Genomic DNA, 17,511 nt, shown 5'->3' with positions numbered 1-17,511 from the left:
TCTACAGGTAGGCGCGCGCCTATGCCGGCGGCAGCACCTTACCCGGGTTGAGAATGCCGTCCGGGTCCAGCGCGGCCTTGATCGCGCGCATCGTCGCCAGCGTTTCCGCAGTGAACGCCTGCGCCATGAAATCACGCTTGGCCAGGCCAATCCCGTGCTCACCCGACAGCGTGCCACCCAGCGCCAGCGTCAGCTCGAAGATCCTTGGCAGCGCGGCATGCGCGCGTGCGTTCTCGTCGGCATCGTCCGGGTGGTAGAGGATGTTGACGTGCAGGTTGCCATTGCCAGCATGGCCGAAGGTGACGATGGTGAGCGTGTAGTCGCGTGCCAGCGCCTGCACGCCGGCCACCAGGTCTGGAATGCGCGACACCGGGACCACCACATCTTCATTGATCTTGCCCGGCGCCACACTGCGCAGTGCAGGCGACAGCGCCTTGCGCGCCGCCCACAGCTGGTCGCGTGCACGGCCTTCCATCGCCACGTCCAGTTCGATCACGCCGTTGCCTTCGGCGGCACTGGCCAGGGCCTGCAGCAGATAGGGCAGGGTGTCGTGGTCACCATCGGCCTCGACCAGCAGCATCGCACCGGCCTCCGGCACGTCAGCACCATTGAGCCGCAGCAGCTCCAGGCTGCGCGCGTCCATGAATTCCAGGCGGGTGGGTACCATCGGCTGCGACATCAACCGCGACACGGCGGCCGCAGCAGCATCGGCATCGCGGTACAGCACGCGCAGGCCGGCCTGGCTGACCGGCAACGGGGTCAGCTTCAGCGTGGCTTCCACGATCAGCGCCAGCGTGCCTTCGCTGCCTACCAACAGGTGGGTGAGGTCGTAGCCGGTGGCGTCCTTGGTGTAAGCGCCGCCGCAGCGGATCACGTCGCCGGTGCCGGTCACCGCCACCAGACCCAGCACGTTGTCGCGGCTGGTGCCGTACTTCACCGCGCGCGGGCCGCCGGCGTTGCAGGCCAGGTTGCCGCCAATGCTGCAGATCTCGGCGCTGGAAGGATCCGGTGCCCAGAACAGGCCATGCGGGGCCAGTGCCTGCTGCAGGGTGCCATTGAGCACGCCGGGCTGCACGACCGCACAGCGATCACCGGCGCGGATCTCGACGATGCGGTCCATGCGGGTGAACGAGAGCACGATGCTGCCCGGCTGCGGGACCGCTGCACCGGTAGTGCCGGTGCCGGCACCGCGCGCGACCAGCGCCACGCCATGCGTGCGACAGGCACGTACCAGTGCCTGCACCTGTTCGACGTCGGCCGGCAGCGCCACCGCGGCCGGGCGCTGGCGGCGCCATGAGTTGTCCTGCGCGTTGGCTTCCAGCGCGCTGTCATCCATGCGCCAGCCCTCCGCGCCCAGCAGGGTGGACAGTTCGGCGACCAGGGTGGCGGGCAGGGTAGGACTCATGACGGATCTCGTGGGGCAGCAGGAGCGGGTTGGATCAGTTTCCAGGCGACGACGGCGGTAGCCAGCGGCAGCCACACCCAGCGCAGTTCGGAGAGCAGGGTGGCCAAGCCGCGCGCGCTGAAGAACTGCGGCGCGAACGGTGAAACGCGGATGGGTCGCCACGGTGCGAAGAAGCGGTGTTCGCTCCACGGCCAGGCCAGGGCGACGCCGAGGCCGCCGGAGGTCATCGCATCGAGCAAGGGATGGCTGGCCGCGCAGACGAAGACGAATACAGCGGCTTGTACGGTAGATGCCAACCATGGTTGGCGCACACCCGCCGACCAAGGTCGGCGACTACCAAAGAACGCCCACACCGCGGCCAACACCGCCAGTACGGCGGCAAACAGCAGTGAATGGCTGGCGCCGCGATGGCCGAAGGCATCGGCGTAGGGAATGTGCAGGGCGAAGGCCAGCACATCGGCATCGGGCAGCATCGCCGCGATCACGCCGGCCACGAGCAGGCGCGGTGGGATGCGGCCACGATCAGCGGCGCACCACAGCGCCAGCGGCACAGCGGCATGGGTGATGATCGAAGGCATCAGTCATGGACCATGGTAGTGCCGGCCGCTGGCCGGCAAAGGGGACCCATCAGCAGTCATCCAGCCGGAACGCATCGCGCAGCCAGTTCAACTGCGGCGGTTCACCCGTGGCTTCCACCACATCAAAGCGACAAGGCGCATCGGCCAACGCCGGGTTGTCCTGCAGGAACAGCTGCGCGGCATGCGCCAGGCGCCGGCATTTGCGCGCATCCACCGAGGCGGCGCCGCCACCGAAATCGGAGCGCGCGCGGTAGCGCACTTCCACGAACACCACGGTGCCGGCATCGTCCATCACCAGGTCCAGTTCACCGCCGCGATAACGCACGTTGCGCGCGCGCGGCTGCAGCCCGGCCTGTTGCAGATGCTGCTCGGCGGCGGCTTCCACCGCCGAGCCGCGTTGGCTGCGCTCAGCGACCACCGACGATCGGCATCGGCCGGCCACCATTGAAGGTCGACCATGCCGGTTGGCGCAGGATGTTGCCGTTGCTGTCCAGGAACAGGGTGCCGGTGGCACCGTCCAGGCCGCCCTCGTTGGACAGCTTGTCCAGATAGGCGGTGATCTTCCAGGCGTCGGCGCCGAAGGCGAACAGGCGGCCGGCCGCACCGCGTGCGCTCGGCAGGGTGCTGGCCACCTGGCTGGCCGAGGGCAGTCCGGACACGCTGCGCACGTTCCAGGCTTCGTTCGGGTAGACGATGCCGTCCAGCGCCACGTCTTCTTCCACCTTGCCGCTGCCGACGGTCAGCTGCGAGGTGCCGACCCGGGTCGCGCCACCGGCACCGGCCAGCGCCAGCTGCGGCGCCAGCAGGCGGGCCTGCGGCGCACGCACGGCGAGGAACACGGCATCGACCTGGCCGGCGTTGCGCACCTGGGCGCTGACGTCGCCCACCGCATCGCTGACGCCGACCGTGGCCACGACCTGGCCACCGCGCTGGGCGAAGCGCTGGGCGAAGGCGGCGGCGGCACGGCGGCCGGTGTCGTCGGCGCTGTTGATCACCAGCGCCTTGCCGCGCTCGCGGCCGCGCAGGTACTCGGCCGCGACGATGCCGTCGTCTTCCGGTGCCAGCGAGAAACCGGCGCTGCCGGCCGGCGGTGCGTCCTTGCCACGGTTCAGGGCCAGCACCGGCACCTGCAGCTGCTGGCGGCCGTACACCGCGTCCACCTCGTCGCGGCCCAGCGGGCCCACCACGAAGTCGGCACCGGAGGCGACGGCCTTGTCGTAGGCGGCGAGGGCACCGGCCGGGGTGCCGGCGGTGTCGAAGAAATTGATGTCCGGGCGACGACGGCTTTCACCGTAGTAGGCGCTCAACAGGCCATCGCGCACCGGCTGTGCGGCGGTGGCCAGGCGGCCGCTGAGCGGCAGCAGCACGGCCAGCTTGGCCGGCGGCCGGTAACCGTCGCTCATCGCCGGCGGGCGCTTGCTGGTGTCGAACTGGGCCGCGCCATCGCGGTCGAACGGGCGCGGCAGCGGCAGGCCACGCGCGATCAGTGCGCGGCCGGCGAAGTTGTAGAGCGGGTCGTTGGCCGGCAGGGCGGCGGCGCGGCTGCGCAGCGTGGCGTCGTCGAGGGTGCCGAGCAGGCCGGCAATGGCGGCCTGGTTATCGCTGCGCGCACTGCCGGTCAGGCTGGCATGGGCGCGGGCGCGCTCGGTGGCGGCGCCGAAGGCATCGCCGGTGCCCTGCAGGGCGCCGGCACGGGCCAGGTACCAGCGCGTACGCAGGGCCGGCAGCACGTTGTCGCCATGGTCCTTCAGCAGGGCCAGCGCCTGCGCCGGCTGCTTGTCGGCCAGGGCCAGCTCGGCACCGGTCAGCTGGTAGCGCTGCAGGCTGGCGCCGGACAGCTGGCGCGCGGTGAGCTGGCCCAGCAGGCTGCGCGCGCGGGCGCTGTCGCCGGCCAGGTGCCAGGCCCAGGCCGCGTCGGCCAGTGCGTTGCTGCGGGCGCCGCCGCGCAGGGTGGCGGCCAGGCCTTCCAGCTGCAGTGCGGCGTCGCGCGGCTTGCCCTGTTCGATCAGCGCCAGCGCCTGGCTCTGGGCCGGCGAATCGGGCGTGCTGGTCAGGCTGGTGGTGGCACAACCGGCCAGCAGCATCAGCGACAACGACAGGGCGGAGATCCGTGCGGCGGGCTTGTTCATGATCGGGTCCATGCGATGAGGGCAGCGGCCTTGGCCGGGTACACGCTACGATTCTACCCTTGCCCCGTGAGTACCGCTGAAATGAGTGTCCCAACCCTGTACGTCGTCGCCACCCCGATCGGCAACCTGGCCGATCTGAGCCCGCGCGCGCAGGAGGTGCTGCGTTCGGTGGCGGCCATCTGTGCCGAGGACACCCGCCGCAGCGGCCAGCTGCTGTCCCATTTCGGCATCCAGCAACCACTGGTGGCCCTGCACGAACACAATGAAGAGGCCCTGGCGCAGCGCCTGGTATCGCGCCTGCAGGCCGGCGAGTCGCTGGCGCTGGTCAGCGATGCGGGCACCCCGCTGGTCAGCGATCCCGGTTTCCGGCTGGTGCGTGCCGCGCGCGCGGCGGGCATCAAGGTCAGCCCGATTCCCGGTGCCTGCGCCGCCATCGCCGCGCTGAGCGTGGCCGGCCTGCCCAGCGACCGTTTCAGTTTCGAGGGTTTCCTGCCGGCCAAGGCCAGCGGCCGCCGCGACCGGCTGCAGACGCTGGCTGGCGAAGTGCGCACGATGGTGTTCTACGAATCCTCGCACCGCATTGCCGAATCGCTGGCCGACATGGCGGCGATCTTCGGGGGCGAACGCCCGGCGGTGCTGGCCCGCGAGCTGACCAAGCTGTTCGAGACCGTGCTTGATGGCGACCTGGCCGGCTTGCTGGCCAAGGTCGAGGCCGACGACAACCAGCGCAAGGGCGAGTTCGTGGTGATGGTGCAGGGCGCGGGTGATGACGAAGAAGCGCAGCTGGCCCATGGCCGCCGCGTGTACGCCAAGCTGAGTGAGCACCTGCCGCCGTCGACCGCCGCCAAGCTGGCCGCCGAGTTGACCGGCGCGCCGCGCAAGGCGTTGTACGGCAGTTGATCGATTGCTGCAGCCGCGCATGGCGTGGCGCTACTGCAGTAGATCCACGCCATGCGTGGATAGGGGCCCCGAATCCAGGTAGATCCACGCCATGCGTGGATGGATGAACCGGATGCCGCGATCAGCACGGCAGGAAAAGCGTGCGTACGCTAGAATACGCGCTGGCGGAGCCGGCCAGACAGTCGCGTCATCCCTTCGGGGGTGCCGAGGAAAGTCCGGGCTCCATAGGGCAAGGTGCCAGGTAACGCCTGGGCGGCGCAAGCCGACGGAAAGTGCAACAGAAAGATACCGCCTACGTCTTCTTCGGAAGGCCGGTAAGGGTGAAATGGTGCGGTAAGAGCGCACCGCGAGTCTGGCAACAGACCGGCACGGCAAACCCCACCTGGAGCAAGACCAAATAGGGATCCTTTGGCGCGGCCCGCGTTGGATCCGGGTAGGTTGCTTGAGCGTTGCGGTGACGTAACGCCTAGAGGAATGACTGTCCACGACAGAACCCGGCTTATCGGCCGGCTCCGCCTCTTTCTTCTATATGCGTGAACCGCGCATCGGTAGTGCCGGCCGCTGGCCGGCAGCTTCGTGATTGCGGGGTCGGATCCCTTTCCGGAGGAAAGGGATCCGACCCCATGCCTCGGTCAGCCCGGCGTACGGTACTGCCCGGCGGAGATGAACTGCGAGAAGCGCTCGCACCACACCACCACGGTGGTGTAGTCGTCCACGTCCACGTTCGCGGGAACCTCGACCAGGAAGCGGTTGAAGGTCTTCACCTCGCCGATGCGCTGGGCCTGCGCCTTGATCTTCAGGAAGTCGGCCTTGTTGTCGACGAAATCGCGGACCAGGTAGACCTTGTAGTCCGGGCCCGGTCCCATCTTGCCGTCGAAGGCGACCTGGGTGGCGCTGACGCTGACCTTGCCTTCGGCCCAGTGCACCGCGTCGCTGCCTTTGAGGTCGCGGCGGAAGGTGGTGCGGTAGGTGGCGTCTTTCATGGCGGTCTGCACCTGCGCGACCGGCGGGTCATCGGGGGCGATCAGAATGGGCAGGAGGTAGACGCCCAGGCCGAAGCCAAGGCCGAGGGTAAGCAGGTGGGTGGCGAGCAGGATGAGGATGCGGCGCATGGGGCCTCCGTGTGGTTGCGGTCGATCGCGCGGCGCGGTGCCGGGCACGACCACCCTGGGAGGTCAGGGCCGACATTTATAGACACAGTGCCGGATGCGAAAAGGGCACAGTGCGCGGACTGCGACGCCGGAGCCCCTGTGGCGTGGGCGGATCGCGGTCGCGGTTGGAAGCTGAATGACGTTTCGAGTCCGTTGCGATGACGACCACCGTCGCGTGGATCGCGACAACGCGATGCCCGGTAGTGCCGGCCGCTGGCCGGCAGCTTCATGGCGCATCCGAAGATCCAGTGGTTGCCGGCCAGCGGCCGGCACTACCCCGCTGGCAAGAGAATCCGCCCAGCGGCCGGCAGGACCCGGTCAGAAAATGACGTGGCTCTGTCCGCTGGGTGCGCCCTGCGGGCCGAAACGGCGTTCGTGGATCTCGCCGTGGCCGTCGGCGTCGATCAGCAGCACGGTGCTGGCACGGGTGCCGTAGTCGTCGCCGCGGATGAAGGCCGGGCTCAGCCAGCGCTCGCGTTCCAGGCCGATGCCGGTGTCGGGCAGGTCGCTGTCGGCAGGGCGGTGTTCGTCGGCCAGCGCGGCCCAGAGCGGGGCCAGATCCGGGGTCAGATCCCTTTCGCGTTGCGAAAGGGATCTGACCCCGTCTTCTTCCAGCCATGCCGACAGCGCCGCCATCAGCCGCCGGGTCTTCGGCCAGGGCGCGTCCAGCGCGCCGTTGGACATGCCGTGCACGCCCGGGCCGAGGGTCTGCCGTTCGGCGGGATGGTTGCCCAGGTACTCCAGGCTGTCGCTATCGGCCAGCAACAGATTGAACGGGGCATAGGCGCCAGCCACGGTCGCCAATCGGTCGATATGCACAGCGGCAGGGTCGCGGCCGCGCAGGAAGTCGGCCACCAGCGCGCCCCGCGACGGGCCGGTCTGGGCCGCCAGCGGGTCGCGGACATTGGTGACCACCGCCATCCGGCCCGAGGCGCCGACGCCGGCCCAGCCACCGCCGGAGCGCAGGTCGCGCCCCCCGATGACGGACGTCTCATCCTGCCAGGGGGCCAGCGCCGCCGTCGGGCGGGCGTGGAACTCATCACGGTTGCCGGTCATCACCAGCCGCCAGCGCGGGTGGTGCATCCAGCCAAGAGCGAGCAGGCACATGGCTTCATTGTGCACGGTTTGCGCAGTCTGGCGCCGTTTCCGGCCCGTTCTGGATGAATGCGCGGCCGATGTTTCACGCCCCGTCCACGCCCCTGAACTTCCGTTCAATCTCAAAAATTGAGACGGATCAGCAACTTGTGGATAAGCCTTGAACAATTCTCTAAAGGTTGTTGCAAGCCATTGATGCGGCTGGCGATTTCCCTGCTGAAAAGTTGTTGACAACCCTCGGCCCGCTGCTAAGGTGGGCATCAGAGGGAAATCCGGGTGTTTTGTGGGTTTTCGTGGTTCAATGTTTCACCGGGCGAAGGACAAGGTGCAGGCGTCGTGTTCCAGGGCGAGACGGCCATCACAGTTGACGACAAAGGGCGCATGGCGGTTCCCACCGCTTACCGCGACCTCGTCGCGCGCGCCAGCAACAACCGTCTCGTGCTGACCTACAACCCGTTCGAAGCCGGCTGCCTGTGGCTGTACGCAGAGTCGGAATGGGAGCGGGTCCGCGACGATGTGATGTCCAAGCCCAACACCCAGCGCGTCGTGCGCCTGTTGCAGCAGAAGCTGGTCGGCTCGGCCGCCCATCTGGAGCTGGACGGCAACGGTCGCATCAGCATCCCCGCCAGCCACCGCGGTGCGGTGGGCATTGAGAAGAAGGCGGTATTGCTCGGTATGGGCGACAAGTTCGAATTGTGGAGCGAGCAGGCGCATCGGGCCCTGATCCAGCAGACGTTGTCTGACGAGGATCTGGGTGATGGGTTGCTCGACCTGAAGTTGTGAGCCGGGGTGCCCGGATGCGCCCAGAAGCGCAGGCCGGTCACCTTCCGGTGTCGCAGTCGCCGGCGGTGCACCTGCCGGTCCTGTACACCCAGGTCCTTGAAGGCCTGAGGGTGATCGAAAACGGACGTTATCTGGATGGCACGTTCGGTCGTGGCGGTCATGCACGTGGCGTGCTCACCCAGCTCGGTCCCGAGGGGCGCCTGCTGGTCATGGACAAGGATCCGGAAGCCATCGCCGTTGCCGAGCGCGATTTCGCGCCGGACCCGCGCGTGTCCATCTTCCGTGGCAGCTTCGCCCAGCTGCTGCAGTGGGATGCGACGGCCGAAGGCCTGGACGGCGTGCTGTTCGACCTGGGCGTGTCGTCGCCGCAGCTGGATGTGGCCGAACGTGGCTTCAGCTTCGGCAAGGACGGCCCGCTGGACATGCGCATGGACCCGGACAGCGGTGAAAGCGCCGCGCAGTGGATCAACCGCGTTGAAGACCGCGAGATCGCCGATGTGCTGTGGACCTACGGCGAAGAGCGCCAGAGCCGGCGCATCGCCCGCGCCATCGTGGCCCGCCGCGAGAAGCAGCCGTTCACCCGTACCGCCGAACTGGCCGAGCTGATCGCCTCGGTGATGCCGCGTGGCAAGGACAAGATCCACCCGGCCACGCGCAGCTTCCAGGCCATCCGCATCCACATCAACCGCGAGCTGGCCGATCTGGAAGCCGGTCTCGATGCGGCGGTGGAACGGCTCAAGCCCGGTGGCCGCCTGGCGGTGATCAGCTTCCATTCGCTGGAAGACCGCATCGTCAAGCAGTACATGAACCGCCTGGCCAAGGCGCCGCCGGCCAACCGCCGCCTGCCCGAGGCTGTTGCGTTCGTGCCGACGCTGGACCTGATCGGTGGCGCCATCAAGGCCACCGACGAAGAGCTGGCCGCCAACCCGCGTGCCCGCAGCGCCGTGCTGCGCGTGGCACAGAAGCGGGAGGCCGACGCATGAGCCGGCTGCTGCTGATCATCCTGCTGGCCTGCACCGTGGCCTCGGCGATCGGCGTCGTGTTCGTGCGTCACCGTCATCGGCAGACGTTCATCGAACTGTCGCGTGCCGAGCGCACGCGCGATGACATCAACCTTGAATTCGGCCGCCTGCAGCTGGAGCAGGCGACCCTGGCCGAAGCCAACCGCGTGGACCGCATTGCCCGCGAGAAGCTGGGCATGAAGTTCCCCGAGGCCGGTGACATCGTCGTGGTGCGCCCATGAGCAAGACCGGCCGCAACCGCCCGCGCAACGCCTTCAACCTGCGCCAGCGCCTGCGCTGGGTCGCGCTGGCGCTTGGCCTGTGCTCGGTGTCGCTGGTGGGGCGTGCGGCCTACGTGCAGATCATCAATAGCGATTTCTACCAGCGCCAGGGCGAGGCCCGCTACCTGCGCGAGCTGCCGATCAAGACCTCGCGCGGCATGATCACCGACCGCAACGGTGAGCCGCTGGCGGTGTCCACGCCGGTTGCCTCGATCTGGGTCAACCCGCAGGACCTGCTGCGCTCGCCCGAGCGCATCCCGGAGCTGGCCCAGGCGGTCGGCATGTCGGTGGATGAGCTGAGCAGCCGCCTGTCGCAGAAGTCGGACAAGGAATTCATGTACCTGCGCCGCCGGATCAATCCGGACGAGGCAGAGAAGGTGGTCGCGCTGAAGATTCCGGGCGTGGCCGCGCAGCGCGAGTTCCGCCGCTTCTACCCGCAGGGTGAGGCGATGGCGCACGTGCTGGGCTTCACCAACATCGACGACCGCGGCCAGGAAGGCCTGGAACTGGCGTTCGACGAATGGCTGCGCGGCAAGGCCGGCGCCAAGCGGGTGATCCGCAACCGCAAGGGCGAGACGGTCGAGAGCGATCTGCTGCGCGCCGCCGAGCCGGGCAAGGACCTGACCCTCAGCATCGACCGCCGCATCCAGTACCTGGCCTTCAAGGAGCTGCGCAACGCGCTGGTGGCCAACAAGGCAGCCGGCGGTTCGATGGTGATCATGGACGTGACCACCGGCGAGATCCTGGCCATGGTCAACCTGCCGACCTACAACCCGAATTCGCTGACCGGCGCGATCCCCGATACGCGCCGCAACCGCGCGGTGACCGACCTGGTCGAGCCGGGCTCGACGATGAAGCCGCTGACCATCGCCACCGCGCTGCAGGCCGGTGCGGTGACCAAGGACACCATCATCGACACCAACCCGGGCTACATGACCCTGGGCCGCTTCACCATCCGCGACGTGCCGCGCAACAATGGCGTGCTGAACGTGACCGGCGTGATCACCCGCAGCTCGAACGTGGGTGCAGCCAAGGTCGCGGCGAAGATGCCGGACCAGACCTTCTATGACGGCGTGCGCCGCTTCGGCTATGGCTCGGCGCCGCACAGCGGTTTCCCGGGTGAATCGGCCGGTGTGGTGATGCGCCCGGCACGCTGGTCGGGCACCACCAAGACCACCATGTCCTACGGCTACGGCCTGTCGGTCACGCCGCTGCAGATCGCCACTGCATACTCGGCGCTGGCCAACGGCGGCCGCCTGATCGCGCCGACCTTCGTCAAGGGCCAGCGCAACGAAGGCCAGCAGATCATCGACGAGAACGTCGCCCGGCAGGTGGTGGCGATGATGGAAACGGCGGTCACCCAGGGCGGCGCCAAGCAGGCGGCGGTGCTGGGTTACCGCGTGGCCGGCAAGACCGGCACCGCGCGCAAGGCCGGCCCGGGCGGTTATGAGCGCGGCCATTACAACGCGCTGTTCGCTGGCGTGGTGCCGGCCACCAACCCGCGTTTCGCCACCGTCATCGTCATCAACGACCCGCAGGCCGGCAAGTTCTACGGTGGCCTGGTCTCGGCGCCGGTCTACCACAACGTGATGGAAGGCACCCTGCGCCTGATGGACGTGCCGCTGGACGACCTGCAGTCGTGGCTGGCCGCACAGCAGTCGGGCAAGGTCGGCCATTCGGCGTCGATCCTGCCGGCGCCGCCGGCCGAGGCCGCGCTGCCTGTCGATGCCGCTGCCGAATTCGATGCTGCGCTGCCGAGCGCGCAAGCCCAGACGCCGCCCGCTACGGGAGGCACGCAATGAGTCCTTCGATGTTGCTTTCGCAGTTGCTTCCGGACGTGGCCCTGGCAGGGCACGACCCCGTTCTGACCGGCCTGGTGCTGGACAGCCGTGCCGTGCGCCCCGGCAATGCCTTCGTCGCCATCGCCGGATTCGGCGCGCATGGCCTGGGCTTTGCCGAGCAGGCCCGCGCCGCCGGTGCCAGCGCCATTCTGTTCGAACCGCCGGCACCCGCCGAGCTGCCGGCACCGGGCGATGCGATCGCCGTGCCGGGCCTGCGCGCACGCATGGGTGCGATGGCCGACCAGTTCCATGGCGCACCGTCGCGGGCGATGGCGATGGTGGGCGTGACCGGCACCAACGGCAAGACCTCCACCGTGCAGCTGCTGGCCCAGGCCTGGCACCTGCTCGGAACGCCCAGTGGCAGTATCGGCACGTTGGGCGCCGGACTTTATGGCGCGGTCGAACCGACCGGCTTCACCACGCCGCTGGTGCTGCAGATGCATGCGCTGCTGGCGCAGCTGCGCGACGCCGGCGCACGCGCGGTGGCAATGGAAGTCAGCTCGCATGCGCTGGACCAGGGCCGCGTGGATGCCGTGCACTACGACGTGGCGGTGTTCACCAACCTCACCCGCGACCATCTGGACTACCACGGTGACATGGCCAGCTACGGCGCGGCCAAGGCGCGGCTGTTCCATCGCCCGGGCCTGAAGGCCGCGGTGATCAATCTTGACGACGCCTTCGGTCGCCAGCTGTTCGCTGGCCTGCCGGCCGGCGTGCAGCCGATCGGCCTGAGCTCGCGCGGTGCCAGCGACGCCAGCGTGCGCGCCGAGGCGCTGCAGCTGGACGGCCGTGGCATCGCCTTCGAGCTGGTCATCGACGGCCAGCGTGCGGCGGTGCAGTCGCCGCTGCTGGGCCGCTTCAACGTGGACAACCTGCTGGCCGTGGCCGGCACCCTGCACGCGCAGGGCCAGCCGCTGCCGCGCATCGCCGACGTGCTGTCGGCGCTGCAGCCGATCCGTGGCCGCATGAACCGCCTGGGCGGCGAAGACGGCCTGCCGACCGTGGTGGTCGACTACGCACATACCCCGGACGCGCTGGAGCAGGCGCTGGACAGCCTGCAGGGCCACCTGCACGGCGCGCTGTTCTGCGTGTTCGGCTGCGGTGGCGAGCGCGATACCGGCAAGCGCCCACAGATGGCGGCGATCGCCGAGCGCCTGGCCAACCAGGTCATCGTCACCGACGACAACCCGCGTGGCGAAGACGGCGACGTGATCGTGGCCGACATCCTGGCCGGCTTCCAGAACGCCGATGCCGTGACCGTGCAGCGCAGCCGCGCGCGCGCGATCGGCCTGGCGGTGAAGCGCGCCGGTGCCGGCGACATCATCCTGATCGCCGGCAAGGGCCACGAGCCGTACCAGGAAGTGAATGGCGTGCGCCATGACTTCGACGACACCGAAGTGGCCGCGGCGGCGTTGGCTGCCAAGGCTGGCGTGTTGGCCGCGCAGGCCGGGGAGGGCATTGCATGAAGCGCACCCTGCTTTCGCTGATCGCACACTGGGCCGGCGGCGAGATCCATGGCGACGACGTGGCCATCGATGCGGTCAGCAATGACACCCGCAACCTGGGTCCGGGCAGCCTGTATGTGGCGCTGCGTGGCGAGCGTTTCGATGGCCATGACTTCGCTGCCGACGCGCAGGCGCGCGGTGCCAGTGCGCTGCTGGTCGAGCGCCTGCTGCCGATCGAACTGCCGCAGGTGCTGGTGGCCGACAGCGAACTGGCGCTGGCGAAGATCGCCACCGGCATGCAGCGCGACCGCGAGACCGAGGTGTTCGCGATCACCGGCAGCAACGGCAAGACCAGCGTGAAGAGCCTGCTGCTGTCGATCCTGCAGCAGGTGGCCCAGCACGCGCACAAGGTGGTCTACGCCAACCCGGGCAACCGCAACAACGAGATCGGCCTGCCGCTGGCGGTGATCGATGCCCCGGAAGATGCCGACTACGCCGTCTACGAGATGGGCGCCGGCAAGCCGGGTGACATCGCCTACCTGACCGACATCGCCCGCCCGCGCTATGCGCTGGTCAACAACATCGCCCCCGCCCACCTGGAGCGGATGGGCAGCCTGCTCGGCGTGGCGGTGACCAAGGGCGCGATCTATGCCGCGCTGCCGGCCGATGGCGTGGCGGTGATCAACGCCGACGATGCCTATGGCCGCTGGTTCGAACAGCATTTCATCAGCACCCCGGCGCGCTGCCGCGTGCTGCGCTACGGCCTGGAACACTCGGCGGACGTGACCGCGCGCGACATCCGCGCCGGTGCGCAGGGCAGCCAGTTCACCCTGGTCGCACCGACCGGCGAAGCCCGCGTGGTGCTGGGCCTGCCGGGTCGCCACAACGTCAGCAACGCGTTGGCCGCTGCCAGCCTGGCGCTGGCCGCCGGTATCGATCTGGCGCTGATTGCCACTGGCCTGGCCGAAGCGCAGCCGGTGCCGGGTCGCCAGATCGCCCATCAGCTGCGCAACGGCGCGGTGCTGGTGGACGACAGCTACAACGCCAACCCCGGTTCGCTGGCGGCCGCCATCGATGCCCTGGCCGCCGCCCCGGAAGAGGGCTGGCTGGTGCTGGGCGACATGCGTGAGCTGGGCCCGGATGCCGAGGCGCTGCACGCGCAGGCCGGTCTCCGCGCACGCGCCGCTGGCCTGAAGCGCCTGTATGCGCTGGGTCCGCTCAGCGCCGCTGCTGCTGCCACCTTCGGCGACGGCGGCCGTCATTTCGCTACCCATGACGCGCTGTCGCAGGCGCTGAAGGACGAGCTGCACGCCGGCGTGCGCTGCCTGGTCAAGGGGTCCCGTGGCAGCGCCATGGACACGATTGTCAAAGCGCTGCTGGCGCAAGGAGAGGAATCCCCGCATGTTGTATGAACTGGCTCGATGGTTGCAGCAGTTGGAGAGCCTGTTCGGGCTGTTCAACTACCAGACGTTCCGCGCCATCCTTGCCGCGCTGACGGCACTGTTCCTGTCGCTGTGGCTCGGCCCGGCGATGATCCGCAAGCTTGCCCAGTTCAAGGGCGGCCAGCCGATCCGCAAGGACGGTCCGCAGACCCATTTCTCCAAGGCCGGCACGCCGACCATGGGCGGTTCGCTGATCCTGCTCACCATCACCCTGTCGGTGCTGATGTGGGCCGACCTGCGCAACCGCTACGTGTGGCTGGTGCTGGCGGTGATGCTGTGCTTCGGCGCCATCGGCTGGTATGACGACTGGATCAAGATCGTCCGCCGTGATCCGAACGGCCTGAAGTCGCGCTGGAAGTACCTGCTGCAGTCGATCTTCGGCCTGGCCGCGGGCCTGTTCCTGTTCTACACGGCCGACGTGCCGGCAGCGCTGACCTTCTACATCCCGATGTTCAAGTCGATCGCCTTGCCGCTGGCCGGCATCGGCTTCGTGGCCATCGCCTACTTCTGGATCGTCGGCTTCTCCAACGCGGTGAACCTGACCGACGGCCTGGACGGCCTGGCGATCATGCCGACCGTGCTGGTGGCCTGCGCGCTGGGTGTGTTCGCCTATGCCTCGGGCAACGTGGTGTTCGCCAACTACCTGCAGATCCCGCAGATCCCGGGCGCCGGCGAGCTGGTCATCATCTGCGCGGCCATCGCCGGTGCGGGCTTGGGCTTCCTGTGGTTCAACACCTATCCGGCCATGGTCTTCATGGGCGACATCGGCGCGCTGGCGCTCGGCGCGGTGCTGGGCACGATCGCGGTGATCACTCGCCAGGAGCTGGTGCTGGTGATCATGGGCGGCGTGTTCGTCATCGAAACGCTGTCGGTGATGATCCAGGTCGCTTCGTTCAAGCTGACCGGCAAGCGCGTGTTCCGCATGGCGCCGATCCACCACCATTTCGAACTGAAGGGCTGGCCGGAGCCGCGCGTGATCGTGCGCTTCTGGATCATCTCCGTCGTGCTCGTGCTGATCGGCCTGGCCACGTTGAAGGTGCGCTGAGATGAACGACCTGTCCCGCCAGGCAACACGCCTTGAAGCCATCGAAGGCAGCTACGACAAATGGCTGCTGGGCGCGATCATCGCGCTCACCGGTGTCGGCGTGGTGATGGTGGCGTCCAGCTCGATCGCACTGATGAGCAGCCCGTTCTACTACCTCAATCGCCACCTGATCTTCCTGGCGGTGGGCATCGTGCTGGCGGTCATTGCCGCCCGCACCGAGCTGAAGTCGATCGAGCAGTACAACCAGATGCTGCTGCTGGGCTGCTTCGTGCTGCTGCTGGCGGTGTTCACGCCAGGCCTGGGCAGCACGGTCAACGGTGCGCGCCGCTGGATCAACCTGGGCATCTCCAAGTTCCAGACGGTCGAAGCGGTGAAGGTGCTCTACATCGTCTGGCTGTCCAGTTACCTGGTGCGCTTCCGCGACGAGGTCAATGCGACCTGGCCGGCGATGCTCAAGCCGCTGGGCGTGGCCGGTGCGCTGGTGGTGCTGCTGCTGCTGCAGCCGGACTTCGGTTCCTCGACCCTGCTGCTGGCGATCACCGCCGGCATGCTGGTGCTGGGCGGGGTGAACATGCCGCGCATGTCGATGCCGGTGATCATCGGCCTGGTCGGGATGAGCGCGCTGGCGATCATCGAGCCGTACCGCATGCGCCGCATCACCTCCTTCCTCGACCCGTGGGCCGACCAGCAGGGTGACGGCTACCAGCTGTCCAACGCACTGATGGCGGTCGGCCGTGGCGAATGGACCGGCGTCGGCCTGGGCAATTCCGTGCAGAAGCTCTACTACCTGCCCGAAGCGCACACCGACTTCATCTTCTCGGTCACCGCCGAGGAATTCGGCTTCCTGGGTACCTGCGTGATCGTAGCGCTGTACGCGCTGCTGGTTGGCCGCACCTTCTGGCTGGGCATGCGCTGCGTGGAAATGAAGCGCCACTTCTCCGGCTACATCGCCTTCGGCATCGGCCTGTGGATCAGCATGCAGACCTTCGTCTCGATCGGCGTGAACCTGGGCATCCTGCCGACCAAGGGCCTGACCCTGCCGCTGATCTCCTCCGGCGGTTCGTCGGTGCTGATGACCTGCGTGGCGATGGGCCTGCTGCTGCGCGTGTCGTATGAACTCAAGCGCGCCGAGCGCCGCCAGGCCGTGCGCATCGGTGGCGCCGAAGACGCCGCTGCCGAGCCGATGGACGAGCCCACCGCACCGGTGGCCGCCAGCGTGCCGATGAGTGCCGAGCCGGTCGCATCCGCGTCCGCTGCAGCGAACGCCGCACGTGGCACCAGCCGCCTGCAGTCGCGCATCGAACCCACCTTCGGGAGGCTGTCATGAGTGCAGCCACCGAGAGTGGACGTCCGGTGATGATCCTGGCCGGTGGTACCGGCGGTCACATCTTCCCCGGCCTGGCCGTGGCCCGGGTGCTGCGCGAGCGCGGCGTGCCGGTGACCTGGATGGGCGCCGACGGTGCGATGGAAACCCGCCTGGTGCCGCAGCACGACATCGCCATCGACACGCTGGCCATCACCGGCCTGCGCGGCAAGGGCAAGCTGGCCCTGCTGGCGGCGCCGTGGCGGCTGATGCGCGCGCTGCGCGCGGCCGGGCTGATCATCCGCCAGCGCCAGCCGCGCGCGGTGGTCGCCTTCGGTGGCTTCGCCTCCGGCCCCGGTGGCATGGCCACGCGCCTGCATGGCCTGCCACTGATCGTGCATGAGCAGAACCGTGCACCGGGCCTGACCAACCGCATCCTGTCGCGCTATGCGCGCCGCCTGCTGACCGGTTTCCCGGGCACCTTCGCCCAGCGCGAGGAGTTCGTCGGCAACCCGGTGCGCGCGGAAATCGCTGCCATCGCGCCGCCGGAACGGCGCTTCGCCGGCCGCCAGGGCCCGCTGCGCGTGCTGGTGGTGGGCGGCAGCCAGGGCGCGCGTGCCCTCAATACCGGCGTGCCGCAGGCGATTGCCGCGCTGGGCGCCGGCGTGCCGGTGCAGGTGCGCCACCAGAGCGGCGAGAAGATGCATGCCGAAGCGGTCGAGGCTTACGCCAAGGCCGGTGTGCAGGCTGAAATCACCCCGTTCATCGCCGACATGGCCGAAGCCTTTGCCTGGGCCGACCTGGTCGTATGCCGCTCCGGCGCATCCACGCTGGCCGAGCTGTGCACGGTCGGTGTCGGCAGCGTGCTGGTGCCATTCCCCGCCGCCGTCGACGATCACCAGACCCGCAATGCGGAGTACCTGGTCGAGCGCGGCGCGGCGGTTTTGCTGAAGCAGGACGGAACGCTGGCCGACGGCATTGCCGCACTGCTGCGCGATCTGTCCGAAAATCCCGCCCGCCGCATGCAGATGGCGCAAGCCGCGCGTGCCCTGGCCAAGGTCGATGCCGCCGAGCGCATCGCCGATATCATTCTCGAGGAAGCTGTATGAAGA

At 68.6% G+C, this 17,511-nt stretch carries 16 protein-coding genes and 1 other RNA gene; 11 read left to right on the top strand and 6 right to left on the bottom strand.

Annotation, left to right across the window (positions count from 1 at the left end):
• Positions 1 to 19 precede the first annotated feature (19 nt).
• From BKE09_RS07955 to BKE09_RS07940, 4 genes are read right to left on the bottom strand one after another with little or no spacing between them, the layout of a single operon-like run.
• Positions 20 to 1,405, bottom strand: coding sequence for an FAD-linked oxidase C-terminal domain-containing protein (locus tag BKE09_RS07955; protein WP_075675374.1), 1,386 nt, complete (start codon positions 1,403 to 1,405; stop codon positions 20 to 22).
• Positions 1,402 to 1,983, bottom strand: a complete 582-nt coding sequence (locus tag BKE09_RS07950; RefSeq protein ID WP_075675373.1) for a metal-dependent hydrolase — start codon at positions 1,981 to 1,983, stop codon at positions 1,402 to 1,404. Before BKE09_RS07950 ends, BKE09_RS07955 begins: the two co-directional genes overlap by 4 nt.
• Before the next feature lie 49 nt (positions 1,984 to 2,032).
• A complete protein-coding gene (locus BKE09_RS07945; RefSeq protein WP_170871734.1) occupies positions 2,033 to 2,401 on the bottom strand; it encodes a YraN family protein in 369 nt (122 codons plus the stop codon).
• The gene (locus BKE09_RS07940) at positions 2,391 to 4,112 is read right to left on the bottom strand and encodes a penicillin-binding protein activator (RefSeq protein ID WP_075676634.1); all 1,722 of its coding nucleotides are present in this window, start codon (positions 4,110 to 4,112) and stop codon (positions 2,391 to 2,393) included. The genes BKE09_RS07945 and BKE09_RS07940 overlap by 11 nt, the downstream gene beginning before the upstream one ends.
• Before the next feature lie 81 nt (positions 4,113 to 4,193).
• Here BKE09_RS07940 and rsmI point away from each other — a divergent pair, with 81 nt between their 5' ends.
• Together rsmI and rnpB are read left to right on the top strand one after the other, a co-directional pair.
• Positions 4,194 to 5,012, top strand: a complete 819-nt coding sequence (gene rsmI / locus BKE09_RS07935) for a 16S rRNA (cytidine(1402)-2'-O)-methyltransferase (protein ID WP_075675371.1) — start codon at positions 4,194 to 4,196, stop codon at positions 5,010 to 5,012.
• Between the two features lie 166 nt (positions 5,013 to 5,178).
• Positions 5,179 to 5,530: RNase P RNA component class A (gene rnpB / locus BKE09_RS07930), an RNA gene on the top strand.
• Positions 5,531 to 5,644: 114 nt separating this feature from the next.
• Here the strand turns inward: rnpB and BKE09_RS07925 are convergent.
• Positions 5,645 to 6,124, bottom strand: a complete 480-nt coding sequence (locus tag BKE09_RS07925; RefSeq protein ID WP_075675370.1) for a DM13 domain-containing protein — start codon at positions 6,122 to 6,124, stop codon at positions 5,645 to 5,647.
• Between the two features lie 357 nt (positions 6,125 to 6,481).
• Positions 6,482 to 7,270 carry an NRDE family protein gene (locus BKE09_RS07920; protein WP_075675369.1) on the bottom strand — a complete coding sequence of 263 codons (789 nt, stop codon included), beginning with the start codon at positions 7,268 to 7,270 and terminating at the stop codon, positions 6,482 to 6,484.
• Positions 7,271 to 7,594: 324 nt separating this feature from the next.
• Here BKE09_RS07920 and mraZ point away from each other — a divergent pair, with 324 nt between their 5' ends.
• From mraZ to murG, 9 genes are read left to right on the top strand one after another with little or no spacing between them, the layout of a single operon-like run.
• Positions 7,595 to 8,041, top strand: coding sequence for a division/cell wall cluster transcriptional repressor MraZ (gene mraZ / locus BKE09_RS07915; protein ID WP_004143635.1), 447 nt, complete (start codon positions 7,595 to 7,597; stop codon positions 8,039 to 8,041).
• A gap of 14 nt (positions 8,042 to 8,055) precedes the next feature.
• A complete protein-coding gene (gene rsmH / locus BKE09_RS07910) occupies positions 8,056 to 9,024 on the top strand; it encodes a 16S rRNA (cytosine(1402)-N(4))-methyltransferase RsmH (protein WP_075675368.1) in 969 nt (322 codons plus the stop codon).
• Complete coding sequence (gene ftsL, locus BKE09_RS07905; protein ID WP_014035980.1) at positions 9,021 to 9,284, top strand: cell division protein FtsL; 264 nt, start codon at positions 9,021 to 9,023, stop codon at positions 9,282 to 9,284. Before rsmH ends, ftsL begins: the two co-directional genes overlap by 4 nt.
• The gene (locus BKE09_RS07900) at positions 9,281 to 11,125 is read left to right on the top strand and encodes a penicillin-binding transpeptidase domain-containing protein (RefSeq protein ID WP_075675367.1); all 1,845 of its coding nucleotides are present in this window, start codon (positions 9,281 to 9,283) and stop codon (positions 11,123 to 11,125) included. Before ftsL ends, BKE09_RS07900 begins: the two co-directional genes overlap by 4 nt.
• Entirely contained in the window at positions 11,122 to 12,630 is a 1,509-nt protein-coding gene (locus BKE09_RS07895; RefSeq protein WP_075675366.1) for a UDP-N-acetylmuramoyl-L-alanyl-D-glutamate--2,6-diaminopimelate ligase, read from the top strand. Before BKE09_RS07900 ends, BKE09_RS07895 begins: the two co-directional genes overlap by 4 nt.
• Positions 12,627 to 14,021, top strand: a complete 1,395-nt coding sequence (gene murF / locus BKE09_RS07890; RefSeq protein WP_075675365.1) for a UDP-N-acetylmuramoyl-tripeptide--D-alanyl-D-alanine ligase — start codon at positions 12,627 to 12,629, stop codon at positions 14,019 to 14,021. Before BKE09_RS07895 ends, murF begins: the two co-directional genes overlap by 4 nt.
• A complete protein-coding gene (gene mraY, locus BKE09_RS07885) occupies positions 14,011 to 15,096 on the top strand; it encodes a phospho-N-acetylmuramoyl-pentapeptide-transferase (protein WP_010481929.1) in 1,086 nt (361 codons plus the stop codon). The genes murF and mraY overlap by 11 nt, the downstream gene beginning before the upstream one ends.
• Position 15,097: 1 nt before the next feature.
• Entirely contained in the window at positions 15,098 to 16,423 is a 1,326-nt protein-coding gene (gene ftsW / locus BKE09_RS07880) for a putative lipid II flippase FtsW (RefSeq protein ID WP_075675364.1), read from the top strand.
• A complete protein-coding gene (gene murG / locus BKE09_RS07875; RefSeq protein WP_075675363.1) occupies positions 16,420 to 17,508 on the top strand; it encodes an undecaprenyldiphospho-muramoylpentapeptide beta-N-acetylglucosaminyltransferase in 1,089 nt (362 codons plus the stop codon). The genes ftsW and murG overlap by 4 nt, the downstream gene beginning before the upstream one ends.
• The last annotated feature ends 3 nt before the right edge of the window (positions 17,509 to 17,511 follow it).

Origin of the sequence: Stenotrophomonas sp. TD3, assembly GCF_001939825.1 — a bacterium.
In the GTDB taxonomy this organism is placed as follows: domain Bacteria; phylum Pseudomonadota; class Gammaproteobacteria; order Xanthomonadales; family Xanthomonadaceae; genus Stenotrophomonas.
Note: the sequence above shows the minus strand (reverse complement) of the source record. Positions and strands in the feature narration are given on the sequence as shown.

Bases quoted from the DNA above. Each gene is read 5' to 3' on its own strand.
- BKE09_RS07955 (WP_075675374.1), bottom strand. From the start codon at position 1,405: ATGAGTCCTACCCTGCCCGCCACCCTGGTCGCCGAACTGTCCACCCTG.
- BKE09_RS07950 (WP_075675373.1), bottom strand. From the start codon at position 1,983: ATGCCTTCGATCATCACCCATGCCGCTGTGCCGCTGGCGCTGTGGTGC.
- BKE09_RS07940 (WP_075676634.1), bottom strand. From the start codon at position 4,112: ATGAACAAGCCCGCCGCACGGATCTCCGCCCTGTCGTTGTCGCTGATG.
- rsmI (WP_075675371.1), top strand. From the start codon at position 4,194: ATGAGTGTCCCAACCCTGTACGTCGTCGCCACCCCGATCGGCAACCTG.
- BKE09_RS07925 (WP_075675370.1), bottom strand. From the start codon at position 6,124: ATGCGCCGCATCCTCATCCTGCTCGCCACCCACCTGCTTACCCTCGGC.
- BKE09_RS07920 (WP_075675369.1), bottom strand. From the start codon at position 7,270: ATGTGCCTGCTCGCTCTTGGCTGGATGCACCACCCGCGCTGGCGGCTG.
- rsmH (WP_075675368.1), top strand. From the start codon at position 8,056: ATGCGCCCAGAAGCGCAGGCCGGTCACCTTCCGGTGTCGCAGTCGCCG.
- ftsL (WP_014035980.1), top strand. From the start codon at position 9,021: ATGAGCCGGCTGCTGCTGATCATCCTGCTGGCCTGCACCGTGGCCTCG.
- BKE09_RS07900 (WP_075675367.1), top strand. From the start codon at position 9,281: ATGAGCAAGACCGGCCGCAACCGCCCGCGCAACGCCTTCAACCTGCGC.
- BKE09_RS07895 (WP_075675366.1), top strand. From the start codon at position 11,122: ATGAGTCCTTCGATGTTGCTTTCGCAGTTGCTTCCGGACGTGGCCCTG.
- murF (WP_075675365.1), top strand. From the start codon at position 12,627: ATGAAGCGCACCCTGCTTTCGCTGATCGCACACTGGGCCGGCGGCGAG.
- mraY (WP_010481929.1), top strand. From the start codon at position 14,011: ATGTTGTATGAACTGGCTCGATGGTTGCAGCAGTTGGAGAGCCTGTTC.
- ftsW (WP_075675364.1), top strand. From the start codon at position 15,098: ATGAACGACCTGTCCCGCCAGGCAACACGCCTTGAAGCCATCGAAGGC.
- murG (WP_075675363.1), top strand. From the start codon at position 16,420: ATGAGTGCAGCCACCGAGAGTGGACGTCCGGTGATGATCCTGGCCGGT.